Genomic DNA, 19,836 nt, shown 5'->3' with positions numbered 1-19,836 from the left:
ACGTAAATTACTAGATTTACGTTTATTCGTGTGAATGCTCAGCATGCATTTCGTACTCTGTATGTTCAAGCTCCGTTCCTTCATCTGCACCGTGGTCATGTTCTGGAGGTGGATTGAATCCAAGGTGTGTTCCGGTAAACGTCATTCTTCCAAGATGACCAGGTTCTAATAATTTATCGAAAGTTTCTTCAGTTAATGGTTCAGCATTGGCATGAACTTCTTCCACCCATTCGTCAAATTTTGCTTGATTCATGGCTGTTACAGTAAATGTATTTTCAGCAAAACCTTTACCACTGAAGTTAGCGTTACGTCCCATATATTCTCCTGGTGTATCCGCAGCTAAATGAAGTGTTGTCACCATGTCAGCCATCGCATATTTTTGACCACCTAATTGTGGAATCCAGAAACTTGTAATAGGTCCGTAAGAATAAAGTTTAAACTCAATTGGTCGATTCGTTGGTATATATAAGTAGTTCACCGTTTCAATATCTTGTTCAGGGTAACTAAAGTGCCATTTCCAGTTGGAAGATGAAGCGTAAATGATTAATGGTTCTTGATCTTCATAACCTTGTGGAGTTGCTTCTACAATGTAGTTACTTTTCACAGAAATAAACGAAAGAACGGCCACAATAATGATTGGAATACCAATAAAGAGTCCTTCAATCAAAGGACTACCCTCAATGTGAGGTGGTTCGTAATCTTCCGGTAGTTTCGAAGCTCTATATTTAACAAGCATGTAAACTAATAAAACCATGACAACGATTACAATAAACGCCATAATCCCGATGGAAATCATAATGTCACTTGCTTGACGTGCCGCTTGAGGTCCTTTTGGGTCTAACACTAATAAAGGTTCACAACCTGCGAGGAAGACAAGAAGCATTGAGAGAGATAACAGCAGAGTTCGTTTCATATGGATGTACTCCTTTCAACGTTCAAAAAGAAAATCGATTTTCGATTTCCTTTCAATCACTTTGAGTTAATTCTATATCAAAATAAGAAATTTAACATCGTTTACACTATGGGTATAGTGTAAAATTCACAAAACAGACATGAATTGTTTTAGATTTTGTCGATAATTATCCAAAGCTTAGCCAAATTTTACAATAAATCTGTATTCAGGCATTATAAGTATAATATTATTAAGGTAAAATTATTTTAGAAAAATAATTTTGAGAGCGAAGGTTAAATAAAAATAGAAGAAAATAAATCTTCCGGTGTGGAACATTTTGATAAGATACTGAAGAATGCAAGGAGATAAAAATTTCTATATAATAAATGATAGAATGAGTAGAAGTTTATATTGAAAGAGATGGAATACGATGAGTCATTTAATTGTTTCGAATTTAACAAAAACCGTTGGAGATAAAACACTATTTAAAAACGTTGAATTTACCATTTATGAAGGAGAGCGGGCAGGACTGATTGGGATTAATGGTACTGGGAAGTCAACTTTACTTTCCATTTTAGCTGGCGAACAAGAAGCCGATTCCATCGAAATGGATCATCCAAACAAATATCGAATTGCCTACTTGCCACAAAAACCTGTATTTGAAGAAGGACTTACCGTTCTGCAAGCTGTCTTTTCAGGAAACTCTCCCATTTTGCAATTAAATAGAGAGTATGAAGAAGTCGTATCAAAACTCGCCATTCAGCCTGAATCAGAAGCGCTTCAAAACCAATTATTCCAACTGCAGCAGCGAATGGACGCTGAAAAAGCTTGGGATGTTAATGCTCTCGCAAAACAAGCTTTAACGAAACTGGGCATTAATTTGTTTGATGAGCATGTTTCGAATTTATCAGGTGGGCAGCAAAAGCGTGTGGCTTTAGCGAAGGTTTTAATTGAACCGGCGGATCTTTATTTATTGGATGAGCCGACGAACCATCTTGATGCAGAATCAACGGAATGGCTGCAAGAAATGATACTTCGCTTAAAAGGAGCCGTTATTTTTATCACCCATGACCGCTATTTTTTAGATGAAATTGCCACTCATATTTATGAACTCGCGGATCAAACCCTTTATCGCCATAACGGCAACTATGCGGATTTCTTAGAAGCGCGAGCAATTCGGGAAGAAAATAGACAGGCAACGCAAGAAAAATTACGCAATCGTTACCGCAATGAGTTGAAATGGATACGCCGCGGTGCGAAAGCAAGAACGACGAAACAAAAAGCAAGAATTCAGCGCTTTGAAGAATTAGACAAGCAAATTGAACGGCATAAAGAAGAAGCAAAACTTGAACTGTCGCTATCGACTACCCGATTAGGGAAAAAGGTTTTAGAAGGCGTCCATTTATCCAAATCGTTTGGGGAGCGAACGATATTAAAAGACTTTAATTTTCTGATTCAACAAGGGGATCGCATCGGCATTGTTGGTGCTAATGGATATGGAAAATCGACTTTATTAAAGATATTGGCAGGGGAAATTCAGCCAGATGCAGGAGAAGTCATTGTTGGACCTACCGTTAAGATAGCCCATTTTCATCAAATGCTTCCAAAAATGAATGAAAATCAGCGAATGATTGAATATATTCGCGAGGCTTCGAACGACATTACCGACTCGGAAGGGGTTCGTTATTCAGCTGCCCAAATGTTGGAAAGATTTTTATTCCCATTACATACACACGGTACACCGATTGGGAAGTTATCAGGCGGTGAGCGGAAACGACTGCATTTATTAAGATTATTGATGGAACAGCCAAATGTATTGTTATTGGACGAGCCGACAAATGATTTAGATATTGAAACACTTGGAGTATTGGAAGATTTTATTGAACATTTCCCAGGTGTTGTGATTACCATTTCCCACGACCGTTTCTTCTTAGACCGAATTGCGAAAAAATTATGGATTTTAGATGGTAAAGGGAATGTAGAGGAAAGCTTGGATTTATACACAGAATATTTAGCGAAGAAATCCGAAGCTGAAAAGCTGGAGATAAAAGCAGAAAAACAAGAAAAACCAAAGCAAGAGAAGCCAAAAAATGAAAAGAAAAAATTAACTTATAAAGAACAAAAAGAGTGGGAAACAATTGAAGAAACAATTGCACAAGTGGAAGAGGCAATAGCGGAAACGGAAGAACTAATGGCAGGCTGTGGATCGGATTATGTGAAACTACAGGAATATACAGATAAATTAAACGAACTAAATGCTGAATATGAACGATTGATTGAAAGATGGACGTATTTAGATGGAATTGTGAACGGAAATTAAATGGAGGGAAGAATATTGAAAATAGTAACGATTGAGCCAACACCGAGTCCCAATTCAATGAAAGTGGTAGTGGATGAGGAGTTGCCTTTTGGCAAAAGCTTTAATTATACGAAAGAAAATATAGAAGAAGCGCCAAGTGAAATCCAAGAAATCTTGAAAATTGAAGGCGTTAAGGGTGTTTATCGCGTATTAGATTTTTTAGCGGTTGAGCGGAATGCAAAATATCAATGGGAAACGATTTTATCCCAAGTTCGCAATGCGCTTGGTGATCAAACAGAAGAGGTGGAACAAAAGGAACAAGCTGTGGATCATTATGGAGAAGTTTTTGTCCACGTTCAAATGTTTAGAGGATTGCCGCTTCAAATTAAAGTGTTTGATTCTTCCGGTGAACATCGGATTTCAACTGGTGAGCGGTTTGTGAATGCGTTTCATCAAATTAAAGTTGACAAGACAGACGAAAACTATATTTTCGAACGTAAGTGGGCAGATTTTGGCATTCGCTATGGAGATAAAGAAGAAATTGCGCAAAGCGTCTTAAAAGAAATTGAAGCAACATATCCAGATGAACGGATTGCCCGCATAGTGGAAGCAGCAAATGCAAAAAAACAAGAAACCGTAAAAAGAAAGAAAATTACGGTGGAAGAGTTTGAGGTGGAGGATTGGAAGGAACGTTTCCAAATGCTAGATCAAATTCCGGATCCGGATTTGGATGATCTTCCATTATTGGAAAAAGCTTTGGAAGATGAACAGATGTCCATTCGGAGACTCGCAACAGTGTATTTAGGCATGATTGAAGATAAGGCAGTTGTGCCGCTTCTTGTTCGTGTATTGAAAGATAAAAGCGCCGCGGTTCGCCGCACTGCAGGAGATTGCATGAGCGATCTTGGATTTGTAGAATTTGAACCGGCCATGATGGAAGCGTTAAAAGATAAAAATAAACTTGTCCGCTGGCGTGCAGCTATGTTTTTATATGAATCTGGAACGGAACGGAGTCTTCCTGCATTAAGGGATGCGGAAAATGATCCGGAATTTGAGGTGAAACTCCAAGTAAAGATGGCTATTGCACGAATCGAGCAAGGCGAAGAAGCAAAAGGATCCGTCTGGAAGCAAATGATGGAGAGAAATAATAACTGAGTATAAAAGTGGGTAAGTTTTGTGCCCTTTGCAATGTAAAAATGGCTGCCTAACAAGTCGTTACTTTCCAGGCAGCCTTTTATTTATGTGTTTTGATATTTCCAAAATACTTTTCAAGTTAGTGAATTTAATATTCGATAAACAGGGAATGTTTCATATCATCAAAGCGAAACTTAATCGTCAATAAAAAGAAAGAAGAAATTTTTTATTACGCTAACTTCTCCTGTGTATATTTTCTGGGCTTTAATACCGTATATGAGATTCCGCCAAAAATAAACAAAATACCAAGAGTCTGCAAGAGGCTTGGTCTAAAATCAAGAATCACCATATCGAGTAAAATTGCTACAACTGGGTCAAGGAAAGTTAAAACAGAAACAATGATTGTCGGCAATTTACGAATACTGTCAAAGAATAAATAGTAAACAAATCCAGTATGAATAATACCTGTTCCCACTATAAACATTATGTTTGTGCTTGTTAAACCATGAAACACCGAAAAATCGCACATTGGCAACAAAATGAGTATGCCCAAAGCTGTTTGTACAAATGTCGTTGCATAAGGTGATAATCCTTTTAGCGTCTTACTTAAAAACATCGTCAACGCATAGCAAATGGCGGATAACATGGCCCATATAAATCCAGAATTCATAAAAGCTTCAATGGAATGTAAATGTTCCATTCCAACAATAAAAACAGAGCCAACAAAACAGATGATAATGGCAAGAATATTCCCAATCGTAATGTGTTCTTTCAATAATACCGCACCTAACATCACAACGAAAATGGGTGCTAAGTTATAAATAGAAATGGCTACGGAAATGGACATTTCTTCAAATGCCTTAAATAAAAACACCCAATTCAATACGAGGAATATTCCGCAAAATAGAGTTTGTAATACTTCTTTTCGATCCCAAACTTCTGTCTTATGTCCTCCGGTTATCAACCATAGTCCACCTAAAAATAAAGTTGCACAGATACAACGAACAAATACGAGCTCTACAGCAGGAATCCCTGTATTCACTGTAAATAAACCGATGGAACCAAAAATGGCCATACTAACTGACAGTTTAATCATAGCAGATACATTCATTTGACTTCCCTCAAAACTATATTAATATCCTATAATTTTCCGAAAACTCTGAAATAAAACAATATAGAATCTATTAAATAACATTTATGTGAATTTGGCAATACTATTACAAAATATTATTAGGAAACAGGGCTCTTTTTATATTTTTCTATGATAGAATAGTGTAGGATTTAATAAAGAAACTCTAATACAAGTTCGACAATGTAAACGTTTGCTTAGAGCTTCGATAGAAAGAAAAGGAGATTGTTTTTATTATGAATACCGATGTTCGTATTGAGAAAGACTTTTTAGGAGAAAAGGAGATTCCGAAAGACGCTTATTATGGCGTACAAACAATTCGGGCAACGGAAAATTTTCCAATTACAGGTTATCGTATTCATCCAGAATTAATTAAATCACTAGGGATTGTAAAAAAATCAGCCGCATTAGCAAACATGGAAGTTGGCTTACTCGATAAAGAAGTTGGGCAATATATCGTAAAAGCTGCTGACGAAGTGATTGAAGGAAAATGGAATGATCAATTTATTGTTGACCCAATTCAAGGCGGGGCAGGAACTTCCATTAATATGAATGCAAATGAAGTGATTGCTAACCGCGCATTAGAATTAATGGGAGAGGAAAAAGGAAACTATTCAAAAATTAGTCCAAACTCCCATGTAAATATGTCTCAATCAACAAACGATGCTTTCCCTACTGCAACGCATATTGCTGTGTTAAGTTTATTAAATCAATTAATTGAAACTACAAAATACATGCAACAAGAATTCATGAAAAAAGCAGATGAATTCGCTGGCGTTATTAAAATGGGAAGAACGCACTTGCAAGACGCTGTTCCTATTTTATTAGGACAAGAGTTTGAAGCATATGCTCGTGTTATTGCCCGCGATATTGAACGTATTGCCAATACGAGAAACAATTTATACGACATCAACATGGGTGCAACAGCAGTCGGCACTGGCTTAAATGCAGATCCTGAATATATAAGAATCGTAACAGAACATTTAGCGAAATTCAGCGGACATCCATTAAGAAGTGCACAACATTTAGTGGACGCAACTCAAAATACAGACTGCTATACAGAAGTTTCTTCTGCATTAAAAGTTTGCATGATCAACATGTCTAAAATTGCCAATGATTTACGCTTAATGGCATCTGGACCACGCGCAGGCTTATCAGAAATCGTTCTTCCTGCTCGACAACCTGGATCTTCTATCATGCCTGGTAAAGTGAATCCTGTTATGCCAGAAGTGATGAACCAAGTGGCATTCCAAGTGTTCGGTAATGATTTAACAATTACATCTGCATCTGAAGCAGGCCAATTTGAATTAAATGTGATGGAACCTGTGTTATTCTTCAATTTAATTCAATCGATTTCGATTATGACAAATGTCTTTAAATCCTTTACAGAAAACTGCTTAAAAGGCATTAAGGCAAATGAAGAACGTATGAAAGAATATGTTGAAAAAAGCATTGGAATCATCACTGCAATAAACCCACATGTAGGCTATGAAACAGCTGCAAAATTAGCACGTGAAGCATATCTTACAGGGGAATCCATCCGTGAACTTTGCATTAAGTATGGCGTATTAACAGAAGAACAGTTAAATGAAATCTTAAATCCATATGAAATGACACATCCGGGAATTGCTGGAAGAAAATAATGCAATTTTTTTAGGCGAAGGGTACTATTGAGGTGCTCTTTGCCTTTTATTTTTTGAGTTACAACATGATGAAGTGTAATCGAAATCTGCAATGTTCGATAATAGCCAAAATCGTGGAGATAATAGTCAACCATGCAAGGATAATAGTCAAACACGGCAAGATAATAGCCAATGGAAGAAAAAGGGTGCCTCGCCCGATACGATAATAGTCAAAATGATGAAGATAATAGTCAACCATGCAAGGATAATAGTCAAACTCGGCAAGATAATAGCCAATGGAAGAAAAAGGGTGCCTCGCCCGATACGATAATAGTCAAAATCAAGAAGATAATAGTCAACCATGCAAGGATAATAGTCAAACTCGGCAAGATAATAGCCAACGGAAGAAAAAGGTGCCTCGCCCAATACGATAATAGTCAAAATGATGAAGATAATAGTCAACCATGCAAGGATAATAGTCAAACTCGGCAAGATAATAGCCAATGGAAGAAAAAGTTGCCTCGTCCAATACGATAATAGTCAAAATGATGAAGATAATAGTCAACCATGCAAGGATAATAGTCAAACTCGGCAAGATAATAGCCAATGGAAGAAAAAGTTGCCTCGTCCAATACGATAATAGTCAAAATCAAGAAGATAATAGTCAACCATGCAAGGATAATAGTCAAACTCGACAAGATAATAGCCAACCGAAGAAAAAGGGTGCCTCGCCCGATACGATAATAGTCAAAATCAAGAAGATAATAGTCAACCATGCAAGGATAATAGTCAAACTCGACAAGATAATAGCCAACCGAAGAAAAAGGGTGCCTCGCCCGATACGATAATAGTCAAAATGATGAAGATAATAGTCAACCATGCAAGGATAATAGTCAAACTCGGCAAGATAATAGCCAACGGAAGAAAAAGGTGCCTCGTCCAATACGATAATAGTCAAAATCAAGAAGATAATAGTCAACCATGCAAGGATAATAGTCAAACTCGGCAAGATAATAGCCAACGGAAGAAAAAGGTGCCTCGCCCAATACGATAATAGTCAAAATGATGAAGATAATAGTCAACCATGCAAGGATAATAGTCAAACTTGGGAACATAATAGCCAACGGAAGAAAAAGGGGCTTAGCGAAATTCCATATTAGTCAAAATCAAGAAGATAATAGTCAATCAATCAAGGATAATAGTCAAACTCAGCAAGATAATAGTCAATGGATGAAAAAGGCATCAGCAAACTCAATAAAATCCAAAATTAGGAAGAGAATAGCCAATCGATGAAAATTACCAGCAAATGCTAAGGTGAGCCATTAGTCAATATCCCTAAAATAAAAAAACAGAGCGAATTTACTTCATTCGCTCTGATGAATCATTGACTTGATAGAACTTCATTTAAAAACGCATCCCGCTTTTCAGGAGTTTGTTGCTCGCCTTTCAATAACATTGCTCCAACTTTAAAGTCCGATAAATCTTTCTCCACAATAAATTGCAAGTTGATATCCGCCTTTTCTTGTCCATCAACAGGACAAACTCCTTTAAACTCTACAACATGTTGGCGATTGTTCGTTTTAAAATAAATCCACTCTTCATTTTCGCAAGTTTTGTTCAAAGCATCTTCATAGTTTAACGAAGGGCTACTACTAGAAGTTTGTGTTTTAATATAGTATATATATTCAGCACCATCCGTTGGTTTATACATATACCAAAAAATAAAAAGGATGAGTATAGGTACAATCCATAAAATCGTTCGTTTTGAAACATTTTGCATGGCAATAAACTCCCCCTACCTTTGTAATGACATTATATCAATATCAAATACTATTTTCTATAAAATTTCATATTATACTATTTCTGGTTAACTCAATACATTCTAATCAAAGAAAATAACATTATAATTATAATTAAAACTAGTCAACACAAGGTGATTGTAAAAAATGAAATTAATATTAACAGAAAAACCATCCGTTGCGAAAAATATTGCAGATGCGTTAAACATAAAAACAAAAAAAGAAGGATATTTTGAAGGGAACGGATACATTATTACGTGGGCTTTCGGACACCTTCTTGAATTGTATGATGCGAAAGATTATGATCCAAAAATGACGAAATGGAGAATGGAGTACTTTCCTTTCATCCCACAAAAATTTCAATACAAAGTGAAAACAGATCCTAAAAATAAAGAGAAAGAAGACTTTGGGGCAAAAAAGCAGCTGGAAATTATCCAACAGTTAATGAACCGCCCTGACGTGGAAATGATTATTTCTGCCTGCGACTATGATCGGGAAGGGCAACTGATTGGCGATACAATTATATATAATTTGAAAACGAATAAGCCTGTGTATCGAATGTTGCAAAATGAATGGACGAAGGAAGAAGTGTTGAAAGGTCTTAAACAATTAAAACCAAATACGGAAATGAGACCGCTGTTGGATGCAGGAATTAGTCGGCAATGGGCGGATTGGGTGATTGGCATTAATTTGACATCTGTTGCAACGTTAAAATATCAGAAAGGATCAGGCAGTGCTTTAAACATCGGAAGAGTTTTATTACCTACATTAAAAATAATTTATGATCGAGATAAAGAAATCGAACAATTCAAACCTGAAGATTATTTCAAACTCGAAGCGTCCTTTCAAACCCAAAATGGGGAAGTGTATAAAGGAACGTATCACGTAAATGGAGAGGAAAAGTTTAAGAATAGAGATGAATTAGAAAACATTCAAAAAGCATTAGCGAATCATCAAGCACAAATTATCGAAAAGACCGTAGAGAAAAAGAGAGAATATCCTCCTTACTTATTCAATTTGACAAACTTGCAAGGGTATATTACGAGCAAATATAAAGGTTGGACTTCCGATAAAGTGCTGAAAGTTGCCCAATCCCTTTATGAAAAGAAATATATTACCTATCCACGTACAGCTAGCGTCGTATTGGAAGAAAGTTTAGTGGATAAAGCAATGAAGGTTCTTCAAATTGTAAAAAAAGGCTTACCTTATGAAGGTGAAATCGTTTTTGCTAAAAAGAAACGTGTATTTGACAACTCAAAGGTCGAAAGCCATAGCGCCATTATCCCGACGTATGTGAAGCCTGCCCGTTTATCGAATGATGAGAAAATCGTTTATGAAGCGATTAAAAATCGTTTTCTAATGCAATTTATGCCTGTGGCTGAACATGAAGAAACAAAAATCGTAACGAAAGTGAACGAAATCAAAGGAGAGTTTATTTCAAAAGGCAGAGTTCAAATTGTAGAAGGGTGGAGAAAAGTAGAACAAATTGAGTCAAAAGATATGATTCTTCCAAATGTAACCCTTCATGAGCTAGTGACAATCATGGACCATGAACTAACCTCTTATGTTACTAAGCCGCCGAAACATCATACGGAAAAAACGTTATTGAAGGTGATGGAAACGTGCGGAAAAGGGAAGGAAGAAGAGTTGGAAGAAAGCGATGAAATGATGGCGACCATTTTAAGCGGTTTTAGCATCGGCACGCCGGCAACAAGAGCAGAAACAATCAAAAAGTTGAAATCAATTGGTTACATTACAACGAAAAATAAATATCTAATTTGCACAGAGCTAGGGAAGCGAATTGTTGAAACATTCCCAATCAAAGAATTGTTTGATTTAGAGTTTACCGGCCGATTAGAAAAAACGTTATCGGATATTGAAAAACAAAAATTTCAGCGGGAACGATTTTTACAATTTATTTTTGACTTTACGAAAAGAGCTGTATATACCATTCAACAAGATGAAGATGTGATTTTAAATGAAGTGGAGAAAAAGAAGAAAACCTTTGAAGTGGTAGGGAAATGCCCAGTTTGTGGTCATGCGGTCATTGAAGGGAAAAAAGGATTTGGTTGCAGCAATTGGAAAAATGGATGTAAATTTGTCATTTGGAAAAATGATAAATTCCTGGCTTCCATGAAAAAGAAACCGACGAAAACGATGGTGAAGCAGTTGTTGAGAGATGGGAATGTGTTATTGAAAGGTCTCACAAGCAAAAAAGGGAATAAGTTTGATGCAATGTTGCGTTATGAAAAAAATCCTGAAGAAGAATATTTCAGTTGGAAGATGGAATTTTCCAACAACGTAGAGCGAGGAAAGTAAGGATCTATTTAATGGAATAATCCATTTGAAGTGTATCTGAATATGATAATAAAAAGAGGAAAGGATTTTCATCATCAAAAGGAAACGCTTTGTTCCATTGGTGATTATTGCCATTTTAGTCTATGGATTCTATGCTTTTTCGTCAGTGGCATTGGATGATGAGTGGCAAGCATTATCGCATGTAGAGCATGATCCATCATTCAAAATGCTTATGAATCAAACATCAGACACTAATTTCCTTCCTCAAAATCATTCTTATATAGAGAGTACTACTCAATTTGTGAATCATGCATCCCTTAATGCTCTCTACGAATTCATCTATTTTACTAGAAATTTCTCGCCCATCACTCTTTTAGAGCATCATGAATGGCACAATCCTACCGAAAAGTCCCAACTAATTTTGATTGCCATCCAATCCTTTTATACCATTGGTTTTTTGTTACTTGTCGGATCGGTGATTTGGTGGAGAATTATACAGAATTATTCCTTCTATGTACGAAAAACATATTTGCAATGGGGATTTGTTATTCAATGCGTTCATTTTCTCGCATTGATTTCACTTATTTTATTGGAAATGAATATATTAACGGATGGATTCCTTCCTTCCTTACCAAACCAATCATCGATTCAGTATGGCTGGTATCTCTCGCTTATAGTCTCAGTATTGGGGTTATTGTTTTTGTATAAAAATCGATGGTTCGATTTATTGTTTGTACTGATACTTATAGGTTGTAAAATCGAATATCCAGCAGATTTTCGCTCACTTATTTTAGCACTATTTGAAATCCTTCATTTGATTGCGGCTGCGATTTGGTTTACAGGTCTTGCCATTGTTATTTTTTTCTATTCTAAATATAAAACAATGGTAAAAAACTTCATTTCCATTTTCATTGAATATGCTTTTGTTTGCATTGTGATGTTAGTTATTTCCGGTAGTTTGTTAGCGTATAAATATGATTCGCCATTGGATTTATTGTTAAAGCCGTTAGGGCTGTTGCTTTTACTTAAAATCGTACTTGTCGGGTTCGTCACAATTATTTCTCAAAAAATACATTCTACTATGGACGATTTTCATATAAAATGTTGGATGTATGTTCAATTAGTACTTATGGTCATGATTATTATTCTAGTTTCTGTCATTTCGATTTTTTAATGATAAAAAGTTATAAAAATCTATGAATCAACAATAAATTTAGACTAGAAAAATCAAGAAGATAGTATATAATAAAACTACTAAATATTAAGTATTGATAATCGATACTGACACATGATATATAGTAAAATCGTGTGCATCTATTTTTACCGAATAGGTGTGCACGGTTTTCTTTTAAAAAAAATTGAAGTTTTTTATGTTAGGCAACTATGCAGTTTTGTAGTGAATTTCTACATATACTAGGACGAATTAATATAATCGGATTAAATTTTGCAAATATTTTATCTTTTTATTTAATTGGTCTTGACGATTTTTTATAAAATTTGTACACTGAGGAAAGTCAAATGTTTTTATGGAAAATACAATTCTGGATAGTAAGGATTTGATGAAAAAAATGATAGTATGTAAATTTGGTGGTACTTCTGTTGCAAGTGCAGAACAAATCAAAAAAGTGGCAAATATTGTGAAGGCTAATCCAAAAAGAAGAATCGTGACGGTATCTGCTCCAGGGAAACGCTTTGGTGATGATATTAAAGTGACGGATTTGTTAATCGATTTAGCAGAATCAGCTCTTCGGAATGATCAAGTTGAAGAGAAGCTGCAAAATGTGTTAAATCGATATATTGAAATTGCTCAAGGTCTAGGTTTAGACGGAAAAATTTGCGAAGTAATAGAGAAAGATTTACGCGAACGCATTGCATTAAAATTAGAAAAAGAGTTATTCATTGATAATTTAAAAGCAAGTGGAGAAGACAATAACGCGAAATTAGTCGCGGCATATTTCAACTCTATTGGCATGAAGGCGAAATATGTTAGCCCAAAAGAGGGGTTAATTGTAAACGACCCTCCTGAAAGAACAGTTGCCTTACCAGAGACTTATGAAAACTTAAAAAATCTGGGCAAGAGTGAGGAAATCATTGTCTTCCCTGGATTCTTCGGATATACAAAAGATGGTGTATTGCGTACATTTGATCGCGGTGGTTCCGATATTACAGGTTCCATCTTAGCGGCGGCTGTCAAAGCAGAGCTGTATGAAAACTTCACAGATGTTGATTGCGTTTTTTCTGCAAATCCGAAAGTGGTAAACGATCCTATCGGTATTGAAGAAATTACATTCCGTGAAATGAGAGAGCTTTCTTATGCAGGATTTTCAGTATTCCATGATGAAGCTTTAATTCCTGTATTCAAACTAGGGATTCCTGTGAATATTAAAAACACAAATAATCCTTCTGCTCCTGGTACACGCATTGTTCCATCCCGCAAGCCTAATGGTCGACCGGTCATTGGGATAGCGGCAGATCACGGTTTCTCGACTTTGTACGTCTCTAAATATTTAATGAATCGAGAAATTGGATTTGGCAGAAAACTATTACAAATCATTGAGGAAGAAAACATTTCTTACGATCATACGCCATCTGGAGTGGATGATATTTCAATTATCATTCGTTCCAACCAATTAAATCCTGAAAAAGAAGAACGCATTGTTAAACGAGTGAAAGAAGAACTTCACGCAGATGATGTTTATTTCCGTCACGGATTTTCCATGATTGTCATTGTAGGCGAAGGTATGCGCAATAATACAGGATTAGCAGCCCGTGCAGCTTCAGCTATTTCTAGAACTGGAGCAAATATCGAGATGATTAATCAAGGGTCATCAGAAGTTAGCCTCGTATTTGGTGTATTGCAGCCATATGAAGACCAATGCTTACGCGCATTGTATGAGGAGTTTTTTGCACCTGTAACGATTTAATATAATGAAGATGCAGCAGACAACCTGTTGCATCTTTTTTTTGTATTTATAATTTTTTCAAATTCATGAATTTTCATTATAAAAAGTATTTGTATATAGAAAAAAAGATAGTTCGGAGTAATAAAACACTATATAATAAGTGGTGAAAGGAGTGAAACAATGGAAAAAAAGGAATTGATTTTCTATCCGGAAAATCCAGTGACTCAATTTTTATTTAATGACACTCGTTCCGCGGCCATTTGGCTAGTTGTCCGCATTTATGTAGGATGGATTTGGCTCCAATCAGGAATTCATAAAGTATTTGATGATGCTTGGACTGGTAAGAATGCGGGAGCGGCAGTCAGCGGATATTTACAAGGTGCCATCGAAAAAGCATCCACGACGAATGATGTAATGGGATGGTATGCAGCCTTTTTAGAACATATTTGTTTGCCGAATGCGACAATCTTTAGCTATTTAGTTGCGTTTGGGGAAGTGCTTGTTGGGATTGGATTAATAATAGGATTGTTTACAGCCATTGCAGCCTTTTTCGGATCGATGATGAATATTGCCTTCTTATTTGCTGGCACGTTAAGTTCAAATCCACGTCTATTATTACTCAGCATTCTCTTAATGTTAGCTTGGAAAGTAGCAGGTTGGTATGGTTTAGATCGCTGGGTATTATTAAAACTCGGAACTCCTTGGGGAAAAATTGCAAAGCAGAAAGAAGACACAACAGTGTTCAATGCTTAATACATATGGTAAAATATCCTTACATAAATAGACTAAGAAAACGTTGCTTATAAGGCAACGTTTTTTCATGAAAAGGTGAAAGAAGATGAATGTAATATTTGTATTAACATCTACAGGTCAAGAATTATTACAAATGGTCTCCCACGATGTTGCAGGTTTACTTGCGGCGGTGAAGGGAGAATATGTAACGTTTCCTTTTGGCAGTTATAAATATGATTTTCATACCCTTGACCACTATTTAGAGGGAAATGAATATCGCCAAGAACTAGTGATTTATTTAAAAGAGGAAGATTCGAGAGAGTCAATGAAACAATTTGTCATTGATGCAGAATAGAAATAATATTTTGTGAAATATAATTTCAAAATGAATACTGCGTCTTGCCCATATCAGATGGTCGAATTTTTATTGATTCTTTCGTCTAATTTTGCGTTCTTCTAGGAACGCAATTTTGTTTTTTTTGTAAAATAATAATATTCCAGTGAATTGCCCTTTCTAGTGAAGGAGGTGGCTTGATGATTAATGCAATAGGTGGAATCGGCATTTTTTTATTAGGAATGTCGATGTTGACAAACGGGTTGAAAGAGATTGCGGGCGAAACGTTGAGAAAATGGTTACATACTTTCACAAAAGGAACGTTTACATCCTTATTAACAGGATTTTTTATGACTGTGCTCGTTCAATCTTCAACCGCAACAACGATTTTAACAGTTGGTTTTGTCAGTGCAGGACTTATTTCTTTTTTTCAGTCGATTGGTATTATCATTGGCGCCAATATTGGAAGTACAAGTACAGGGTGGATTATTTCCCTTTTAGGGTTTAAGATCAGCCTGCAAGCCATGTCATTGCCGATGATTGGTTTAGGGGTATTTGTACAATATGTGGCTCCAAGCGACATCAAGAAATATGGAGGCGTGTTGACCGGTTTCGGCCTTCTATTTCTAGGAATCGATTTGCTCCAAAAAGGGATGGAAACGGCCCAACATTGGATTCGCTTTGAGTCATTGGATACTGAATCCTTTCTGTCCATTTTGTTATTAATTGGAATTGGCATTATTATGACCATTATTATGCAAGCATCTAGTGCAGCGATGGCAACGACGCTTACTGCATTATTTGCTGGAGCGATTGATTTTGAACAGGCTGCTTTTTTAGTCGTTGGTCAAAATATCGGAACGACTGCAACAGCTATTGTGGCTTCGATTGGATCATCCATCGCAGCAAAACGAACAGCGGCAACCCATTTGATGTTTAATGTTGTGACCGCTTTCATTGTGACCATTTTCATTCGCTACATTTTACAATTTGTTGAGTTTTTGACTGTTGCGTTTACCGGTAGCTTTGATGAAACCGTGGGGCTTGCATTATTCCATACGCTGTTTAGTGTATTTGGGGCCATCATTTTCGTTCCATTTACAAAGCAGTTTTCAAAGCTCTTAACGAAAATGTTGCCAGAAAAGGCGAATGCGTTGACTCGAAATCTCGACGATCAATTGGTATCCATTCCATCCGCTGCCTTAGAAGTAGCTTATCAAACATTATTGCAAATGATGAAACATTTAACGGATTCAATGTTAGAATTAATTGAAGCGAAAAAGGGAACGGCTAGCTACGAAAAAAAAGTGCAGGAAGTAGAGGAAGCCATTGTGTTACTCCGTAAGTTCCTCAATGACGTGCAATCGGATTCAACGAAACTTCGTAATCAACATGTTGCCATATTGCACGTGTTGGACCATATCAGCCGATTAATTCGCGTATTGCGAGAACAACAAAAGGTAGAAGGAGTTTTTCATCAAGAGAAATTGATGAAATGGTGGCATAAAACGTTAGAACAAATCAATCAAAGTTTTGACAGCGAAGAAAAGTTGTTGGAAATGGAGCAAGAGTTGGAGAAAACCGCCCACAAAATTGCAGAAGAAAGAAGAGTGCGCAGAAGAAAATATTATGAGCGAACGGCGGTAAGAGAAACAAAATTGGAAGTGGCCATGTCCAACGTTCAGGCGCTTCTGTGGATTGACCGTCTCGTCTACCATTACTGGCGCGCCTTTGCGAGATTGGTGGAATTTAAAAAAGGGACGGAACTAGAAGAATCCTCGAATTTTTATGATCGGGAATCGTTGTGACAAAAAGCAGGTAACAGTATGTGTGGGTTTATAGAAAATGAAGCTATCCAAAATAAAGCAGACTGGAAACGGTAATGGTTTCTAGTCTGTTTTTCTTATTAAAGGCAATATTTGAAGTTTTTAATAAAAAAAATGCTCATTAGCAAAAAAGTCCAGTAATTCTTCCATATATTGATGTGTATGCAAGCATGAATGATTCCACTATAATTGAACGCTAGGGAGGAGAAGACATGAAAAACTTATAACGATTTTACTATCCATTACACTGATAGGATGCTTTACAGTTCCATCCTATGCACAGACATTCCAAGATGTTTCGAAAACGCATTATAATTATTCAGACATTGAGTATTTAGTAGATCAAGAAGTCATTGATCAAGGAACAACATTTGCTCCTTCCAATACTGCAACTCGTTTAGATGTGATTGTGATGCTTGCAAAAGCATTGAAATTGGATAATTCGCCATCAGCAACAGGTTTCAAGGATGTCCCGAAAACTCACAAGTATAGCGGGTATATTTATGCAGCAACGAAGGCAGGAATCATTAAAGGTTATCCGGACGGTACATTCAAGCCTGACCAAAAAGTAACGCGTGGACATATGGCTACGTTTATTGCCCGCGCTTATCCATTGCCTGCAGGAAATCAAACATTTAAAGACGTTCCAAAAGGACACACAGCATATGAGGCGGTAAAGCAATTAGCAAAAGCGGGCATTACGACAGGATATACAGATGGTACTTTTAAACCACAAACCAACTTATCTAAAGCCCATTTAGCAACATTCATGGCACGAGCGATCCGTTATCAAGAAACGGGTACAACCGCGTTAAAAGAAATGAAAGTTCACTTTATTGATGTCGGACAAGGTGACTCTATTTTTATTCAAACACCGAATGGAAAAACAATGCTTGTAGATGGTGGGGCGAAATCAGCAGGCGAAGATGTAGTTCGTTATTTAACATCATTGAAAGTTAATAAAATTGATTATGTCGTTGGAACGCATCCAGATGCGGACCATATTGGTGGCCTTGTTGATGTAATCGAAGCTTTTCAGGTGGACAATTTTATAGACTCCGGAAAAGTACATACGACGGATACATATGTGAATATATTAAATGCTGTCAAAAAAGAAGGAGCGAATTATCATCAAGCAACAATCGGTGAGTTGTTATCAGTAGATTCATCACTGAAAATACAAGTGCTACATGTTGATGCTAATGCAGATGACAATAACGATGCAAGTATTGTATTAAAAGTATCTTATCGTGACATGGATACGCTGTTAACAGGAGATGCCGATACAAATATTGAATCACAAATGCTACAGAAATATAATGTAGAATCTGAAATCATAAAAGCAGGACATCACGGTTCGAATACAAGTTCAAGTTTAGCATTTTTACGTGCTGTAAAACCAGAAGCGGTCATCTTAAGTTATGGTAAAGGAAATTCCTATGGCCATCCTCATAGTGAAGTCAAAAATAATATAATGACGGTAAGGGCAAAAGCATACAGTACAGCAACGAGCGGGAATATTGTTGTGACGTCAGATGGTTACACGTTTACGATCAATGCGAATCCGTTTGAAGCGAATGCAACATCGCCTACGCAACCATCGAAAAATCAATCCGGGGTAGTGTCCGGTGCACCGATAAAATTTAGTAATTGTACAGAAATGCGCAAATATTATCCAAATGGTGTTTCATCCAGCCATCCATCCTATGACGAAAAACACGACCGTGATAACGATGGATGGGCGTGTGAAAAATAAATAAATGTAAAGAAATACTAAGTAGAATACGCCTCAATTCCTTGATTTATAAGGGATTGGGGCGTTTTTTATTAGTAATGAAAAATAATCAATAAATTTTCCTTTAGATACGAATAGAGCCATAATGATGTCGTCCTTCAAATAGGTACGCAATAATGCTTTCATAATAAGGAATAAATTTTTTTTGATTAATTAACGTTATAATTTCCTCTTTAGAAGCCCATTTTACGGCTTGTACCTCGTCAGATTGTAACGTCAATTCATTTAAATTCACGTCATATTCAATAAGGTAATAATCATTAAATCCACGTTCAAAATTAATAGTAAATTGCGGACGTATATGTTCAAAGTTATAATGTATTCCTAATTCTTCAAATAACTCTCTAGAAGCAGCTTGTTGACTGGTTTCTCCAGCAATCGCACTACCACCACATGTGATATCCCAAAGATTCGGCCATTCTTTTTTAAAAGGCTGACGCTGTTGAATCAGCATCTTTCCTTGTGAATTAAATATGCAAACGTGTACGACTAAATGAAACTCGTCTAATGCCATTTTATCTCCACGAACGATTTGTTTCGCTAATTTGTTTCGATGGATATCATATAAATCCCACTTTTCCATTGTGCTACTCCTTGTGTAATTTTGCTTACCTATCTAAAACAGTAACGAGAGTAGAGATCTCTCTGTTTTTCTAGGATAATGCCCGTTTCGGGAATTAGCAACCACTTCATATCTACAGTATTAAAAAACTATTAGTTTTAAGTTTTTTGAAAACTCCTCAGTTACTATGACGAAAAAATTTTTTAGAAGTTCTGTTTTTCGCATAAATTGTTCGTTTGTGATTCTGATATTTACCTTATATCAACTTTGGTCCAAAAGAGGCAGAAGATTATACAATCATGATTGCTGTCGAAAAGCCGAGCATCCAAGTAATTGCCCAAAAAAAAACAGGCTGCATTTAACCAAAGTTGCAGCCTGTTTTTACGTGCGCCCGGCATGTACATGAACTATAGGGTGTAAGTCCCGAACCCCGAAGACAGAAGTAGAGGTTAGCCAAGAGCAAGGGTGTCCGTGGTGACGCGGAATCTGAAGGAAGCTGGAGGCAAAACAC

15 protein-coding genes are annotated in these 19,836 nt (G+C 36.5%); 10 read left to right on the top strand and 5 right to left on the bottom strand.

Going from position 1 to position 19,836, the window contains the following annotated elements; genetic code table 11:
- Nucleotides 1–22: 22 nt before the first annotated feature.
- Complete coding sequence (gene qoxA / locus HF990_RS09625; RefSeq protein WP_168412497.1) at nt 23–913, bottom strand: cytochrome aa3 quinol oxidase subunit II; 891 nt, start codon at nt 911–913, stop codon at nt 23–25.
- A 409-nt stretch (nt 914–1,322) separates the two neighbouring features.
- Between qoxA and HF990_RS09620 the strand changes: the two genes are divergently transcribed.
- On the top strand, nt 1,323–3,212 hold the full coding sequence (locus HF990_RS09620) for an ABC-F family ATP-binding cassette domain-containing protein (RefSeq protein ID WP_168412496.1): 1,890 nt from the start codon (nt 1,323–1,325) through the stop codon (nt 3,210–3,212).
- Nucleotides 3,213–3,227: 15 nt separating this feature from the next.
- Entirely contained in the window at nt 3,228–4,346 is a 1,119-nt protein-coding gene (locus tag HF990_RS09615) for a conserved virulence factor C family protein (protein ID WP_168412495.1), read from the top strand.
- A gap of 208 nt (nt 4,347–4,554) precedes the next feature.
- On the opposite strand, the gene HF990_RS09610 is transcribed toward HF990_RS09615, so the two are convergent.
- On the bottom strand, nt 4,555–5,436 hold the full coding sequence (locus HF990_RS09610; protein WP_168412494.1) for a DMT family transporter: 882 nt from the start codon (nt 5,434–5,436) through the stop codon (nt 4,555–4,557).
- Between the two features lie 254 nt (nt 5,437–5,690).
- On the opposite strand from HF990_RS09610, the gene aspA reads away from it, so the two are divergent.
- Nucleotides 5,691–7,097, top strand: coding sequence for an aspartate ammonia-lyase (gene aspA, locus HF990_RS09605; protein ID WP_096550882.1), 1,407 nt, complete (start codon nt 5,691–5,693; stop codon nt 7,095–7,097).
- A gap of 458 nt (nt 7,098–7,555) precedes the next feature.
- Here the strand turns inward: aspA and HF990_RS09600 are convergent, their stop codons facing one another.
- On the bottom strand, nt 7,556–7,774 hold the full coding sequence (locus HF990_RS09600; protein WP_168412493.1) for a hypothetical protein: 219 nt from the start codon (nt 7,772–7,774) through the stop codon (nt 7,556–7,558).
- A 683-nt stretch (nt 7,775–8,457) separates the two neighbouring features.
- Nucleotides 8,458–8,856 carry a glucosamine 6-phosphate synthetase gene (locus tag HF990_RS09595; RefSeq protein ID WP_184656233.1) on the bottom strand — a complete coding sequence of 133 codons (399 nt, stop codon included), beginning with the start codon at nt 8,854–8,856 and terminating at the stop codon, nt 8,458–8,460.
- A gap of 166 nt (nt 8,857–9,022) precedes the next feature.
- On the opposite strand from HF990_RS09595, the gene HF990_RS09590 reads away from it, so the two are divergent.
- The 7 genes from HF990_RS09590 to HF990_RS15240 all read left to right on the top strand — a co-directional run bounded on the left by HF990_RS09590 (nt 9,023) and on the right by HF990_RS15240 (nt 18,724).
- Entirely contained in the window at nt 9,023–11,194 is a 2,172-nt protein-coding gene (locus HF990_RS09590; protein WP_168412492.1) for a type IA DNA topoisomerase, read from the top strand.
- 97 nt (nt 11,195–11,291) lie between these two features.
- Nucleotides 11,292–12,347, top strand: coding sequence for a hypothetical protein (locus HF990_RS09585; protein ID WP_168412491.1), 1,056 nt, complete (start codon nt 11,292–11,294; stop codon nt 12,345–12,347).
- Between the two features lie 394 nt (nt 12,348–12,741).
- The gene (locus HF990_RS09580; RefSeq protein ID WP_026019123.1) at nt 12,742–14,097 is read left to right on the top strand and encodes an aspartate kinase; all 1,356 of its coding nucleotides are present in this window, start codon (nt 12,742–12,744) and stop codon (nt 14,095–14,097) included.
- A 159-nt stretch (nt 14,098–14,256) separates the two neighbouring features.
- Nucleotides 14,257–14,829, top strand: coding sequence for a DoxX family protein (locus HF990_RS09575; protein ID WP_016839131.1), 573 nt, complete (start codon nt 14,257–14,259; stop codon nt 14,827–14,829).
- 85 nt (nt 14,830–14,914) lie between these two features.
- Nucleotides 14,915–15,163, top strand: coding sequence for a hypothetical protein (locus HF990_RS09570; protein ID WP_016839130.1), 249 nt, complete (start codon nt 14,915–14,917; stop codon nt 15,161–15,163).
- 179 nt (nt 15,164–15,342) lie between these two features.
- Nucleotides 15,343–16,950 carry a Na/Pi cotransporter family protein gene (locus HF990_RS09565; protein WP_168412490.1) on the top strand — a complete coding sequence of 536 codons (1,608 nt, stop codon included), beginning with the start codon at nt 15,343–15,345 and terminating at the stop codon, nt 16,948–16,950.
- 241 nt (nt 16,951–17,191) lie between these two features.
- On the top strand, nt 17,192–18,724 hold the full coding sequence (locus tag HF990_RS15240) for an S-layer homology domain-containing protein (RefSeq protein ID WP_168412511.1): 1,533 nt from the start codon (nt 17,192–17,194) through the stop codon (nt 18,722–18,724).
- A gap of 103 nt (nt 18,725–18,827) precedes the next feature.
- Here HF990_RS15240 and HF990_RS09555 read toward each other — a convergent pair whose 3' ends face one another.
- The gene (locus tag HF990_RS09555) at nt 18,828–19,346 is read right to left on the bottom strand and encodes an NUDIX hydrolase (RefSeq protein ID WP_168412489.1); all 519 of its coding nucleotides are present in this window, start codon (nt 19,344–19,346) and stop codon (nt 18,828–18,830) included.
- Nucleotides 19,347–19,836 lie beyond the last annotated feature (490 nt).

This window comes from Ureibacillus thermosphaericus (assembly GCF_012396605.1).
In the GTDB taxonomy this organism is placed as follows: Bacteria; Bacillota; Bacilli; order Bacillales_A; family Planococcaceae; genus Ureibacillus; species Ureibacillus thermosphaericus.
This window is presented reverse-complemented; position numbering and strand designations above follow the sequence as displayed.

Coding starts and splice junctions, on each gene's coding strand:
- qoxA (WP_168412497.1), bottom strand. CDS start 913: ATGAAACGAACTCTGCTGTTATCTCTCTCAATGCTTCTTGTCTTCCTC.
- HF990_RS09620 (WP_168412496.1), top strand. CDS start 1,323: ATGAGTCATTTAATTGTTTCGAATTTAACAAAAACCGTTGGAGATAAA.
- HF990_RS09610 (WP_168412494.1), bottom strand. CDS start 5,436: ATGAATGTATCTGCTATGATTAAACTGTCAGTTAGTATGGCCATTTTT.
- aspA (WP_096550882.1), top strand. CDS start 5,691: ATGAATACCGATGTTCGTATTGAGAAAGACTTTTTAGGAGAAAAGGAG.
- HF990_RS09595 (WP_184656233.1), bottom strand. CDS start 8,856: ATGCAAAATGTTTCAAAACGAACGATTTTATGGATTGTACCTATACTC.
- HF990_RS09590 (WP_168412492.1), top strand. CDS start 9,023: ATGAAATTAATATTAACAGAAAAACCATCCGTTGCGAAAAATATTGCA.
- HF990_RS09580 (WP_026019123.1), top strand. CDS start 12,742: ATGATAGTATGTAAATTTGGTGGTACTTCTGTTGCAAGTGCAGAACAA.
- HF990_RS09575 (WP_016839131.1), top strand. CDS start 14,257: ATGGAAAAAAAGGAATTGATTTTCTATCCGGAAAATCCAGTGACTCAA.
- HF990_RS09570 (WP_016839130.1), top strand. CDS start 14,915: ATGAATGTAATATTTGTATTAACATCTACAGGTCAAGAATTATTACAA.
- HF990_RS09565 (WP_168412490.1), top strand. CDS start 15,343: ATGATTAATGCAATAGGTGGAATCGGCATTTTTTTATTAGGAATGTCG.
- HF990_RS09555 (WP_168412489.1), bottom strand. CDS start 19,346: ATGGAAAAGTGGGATTTATATGATATCCATCGAAACAAATTAGCGAAA.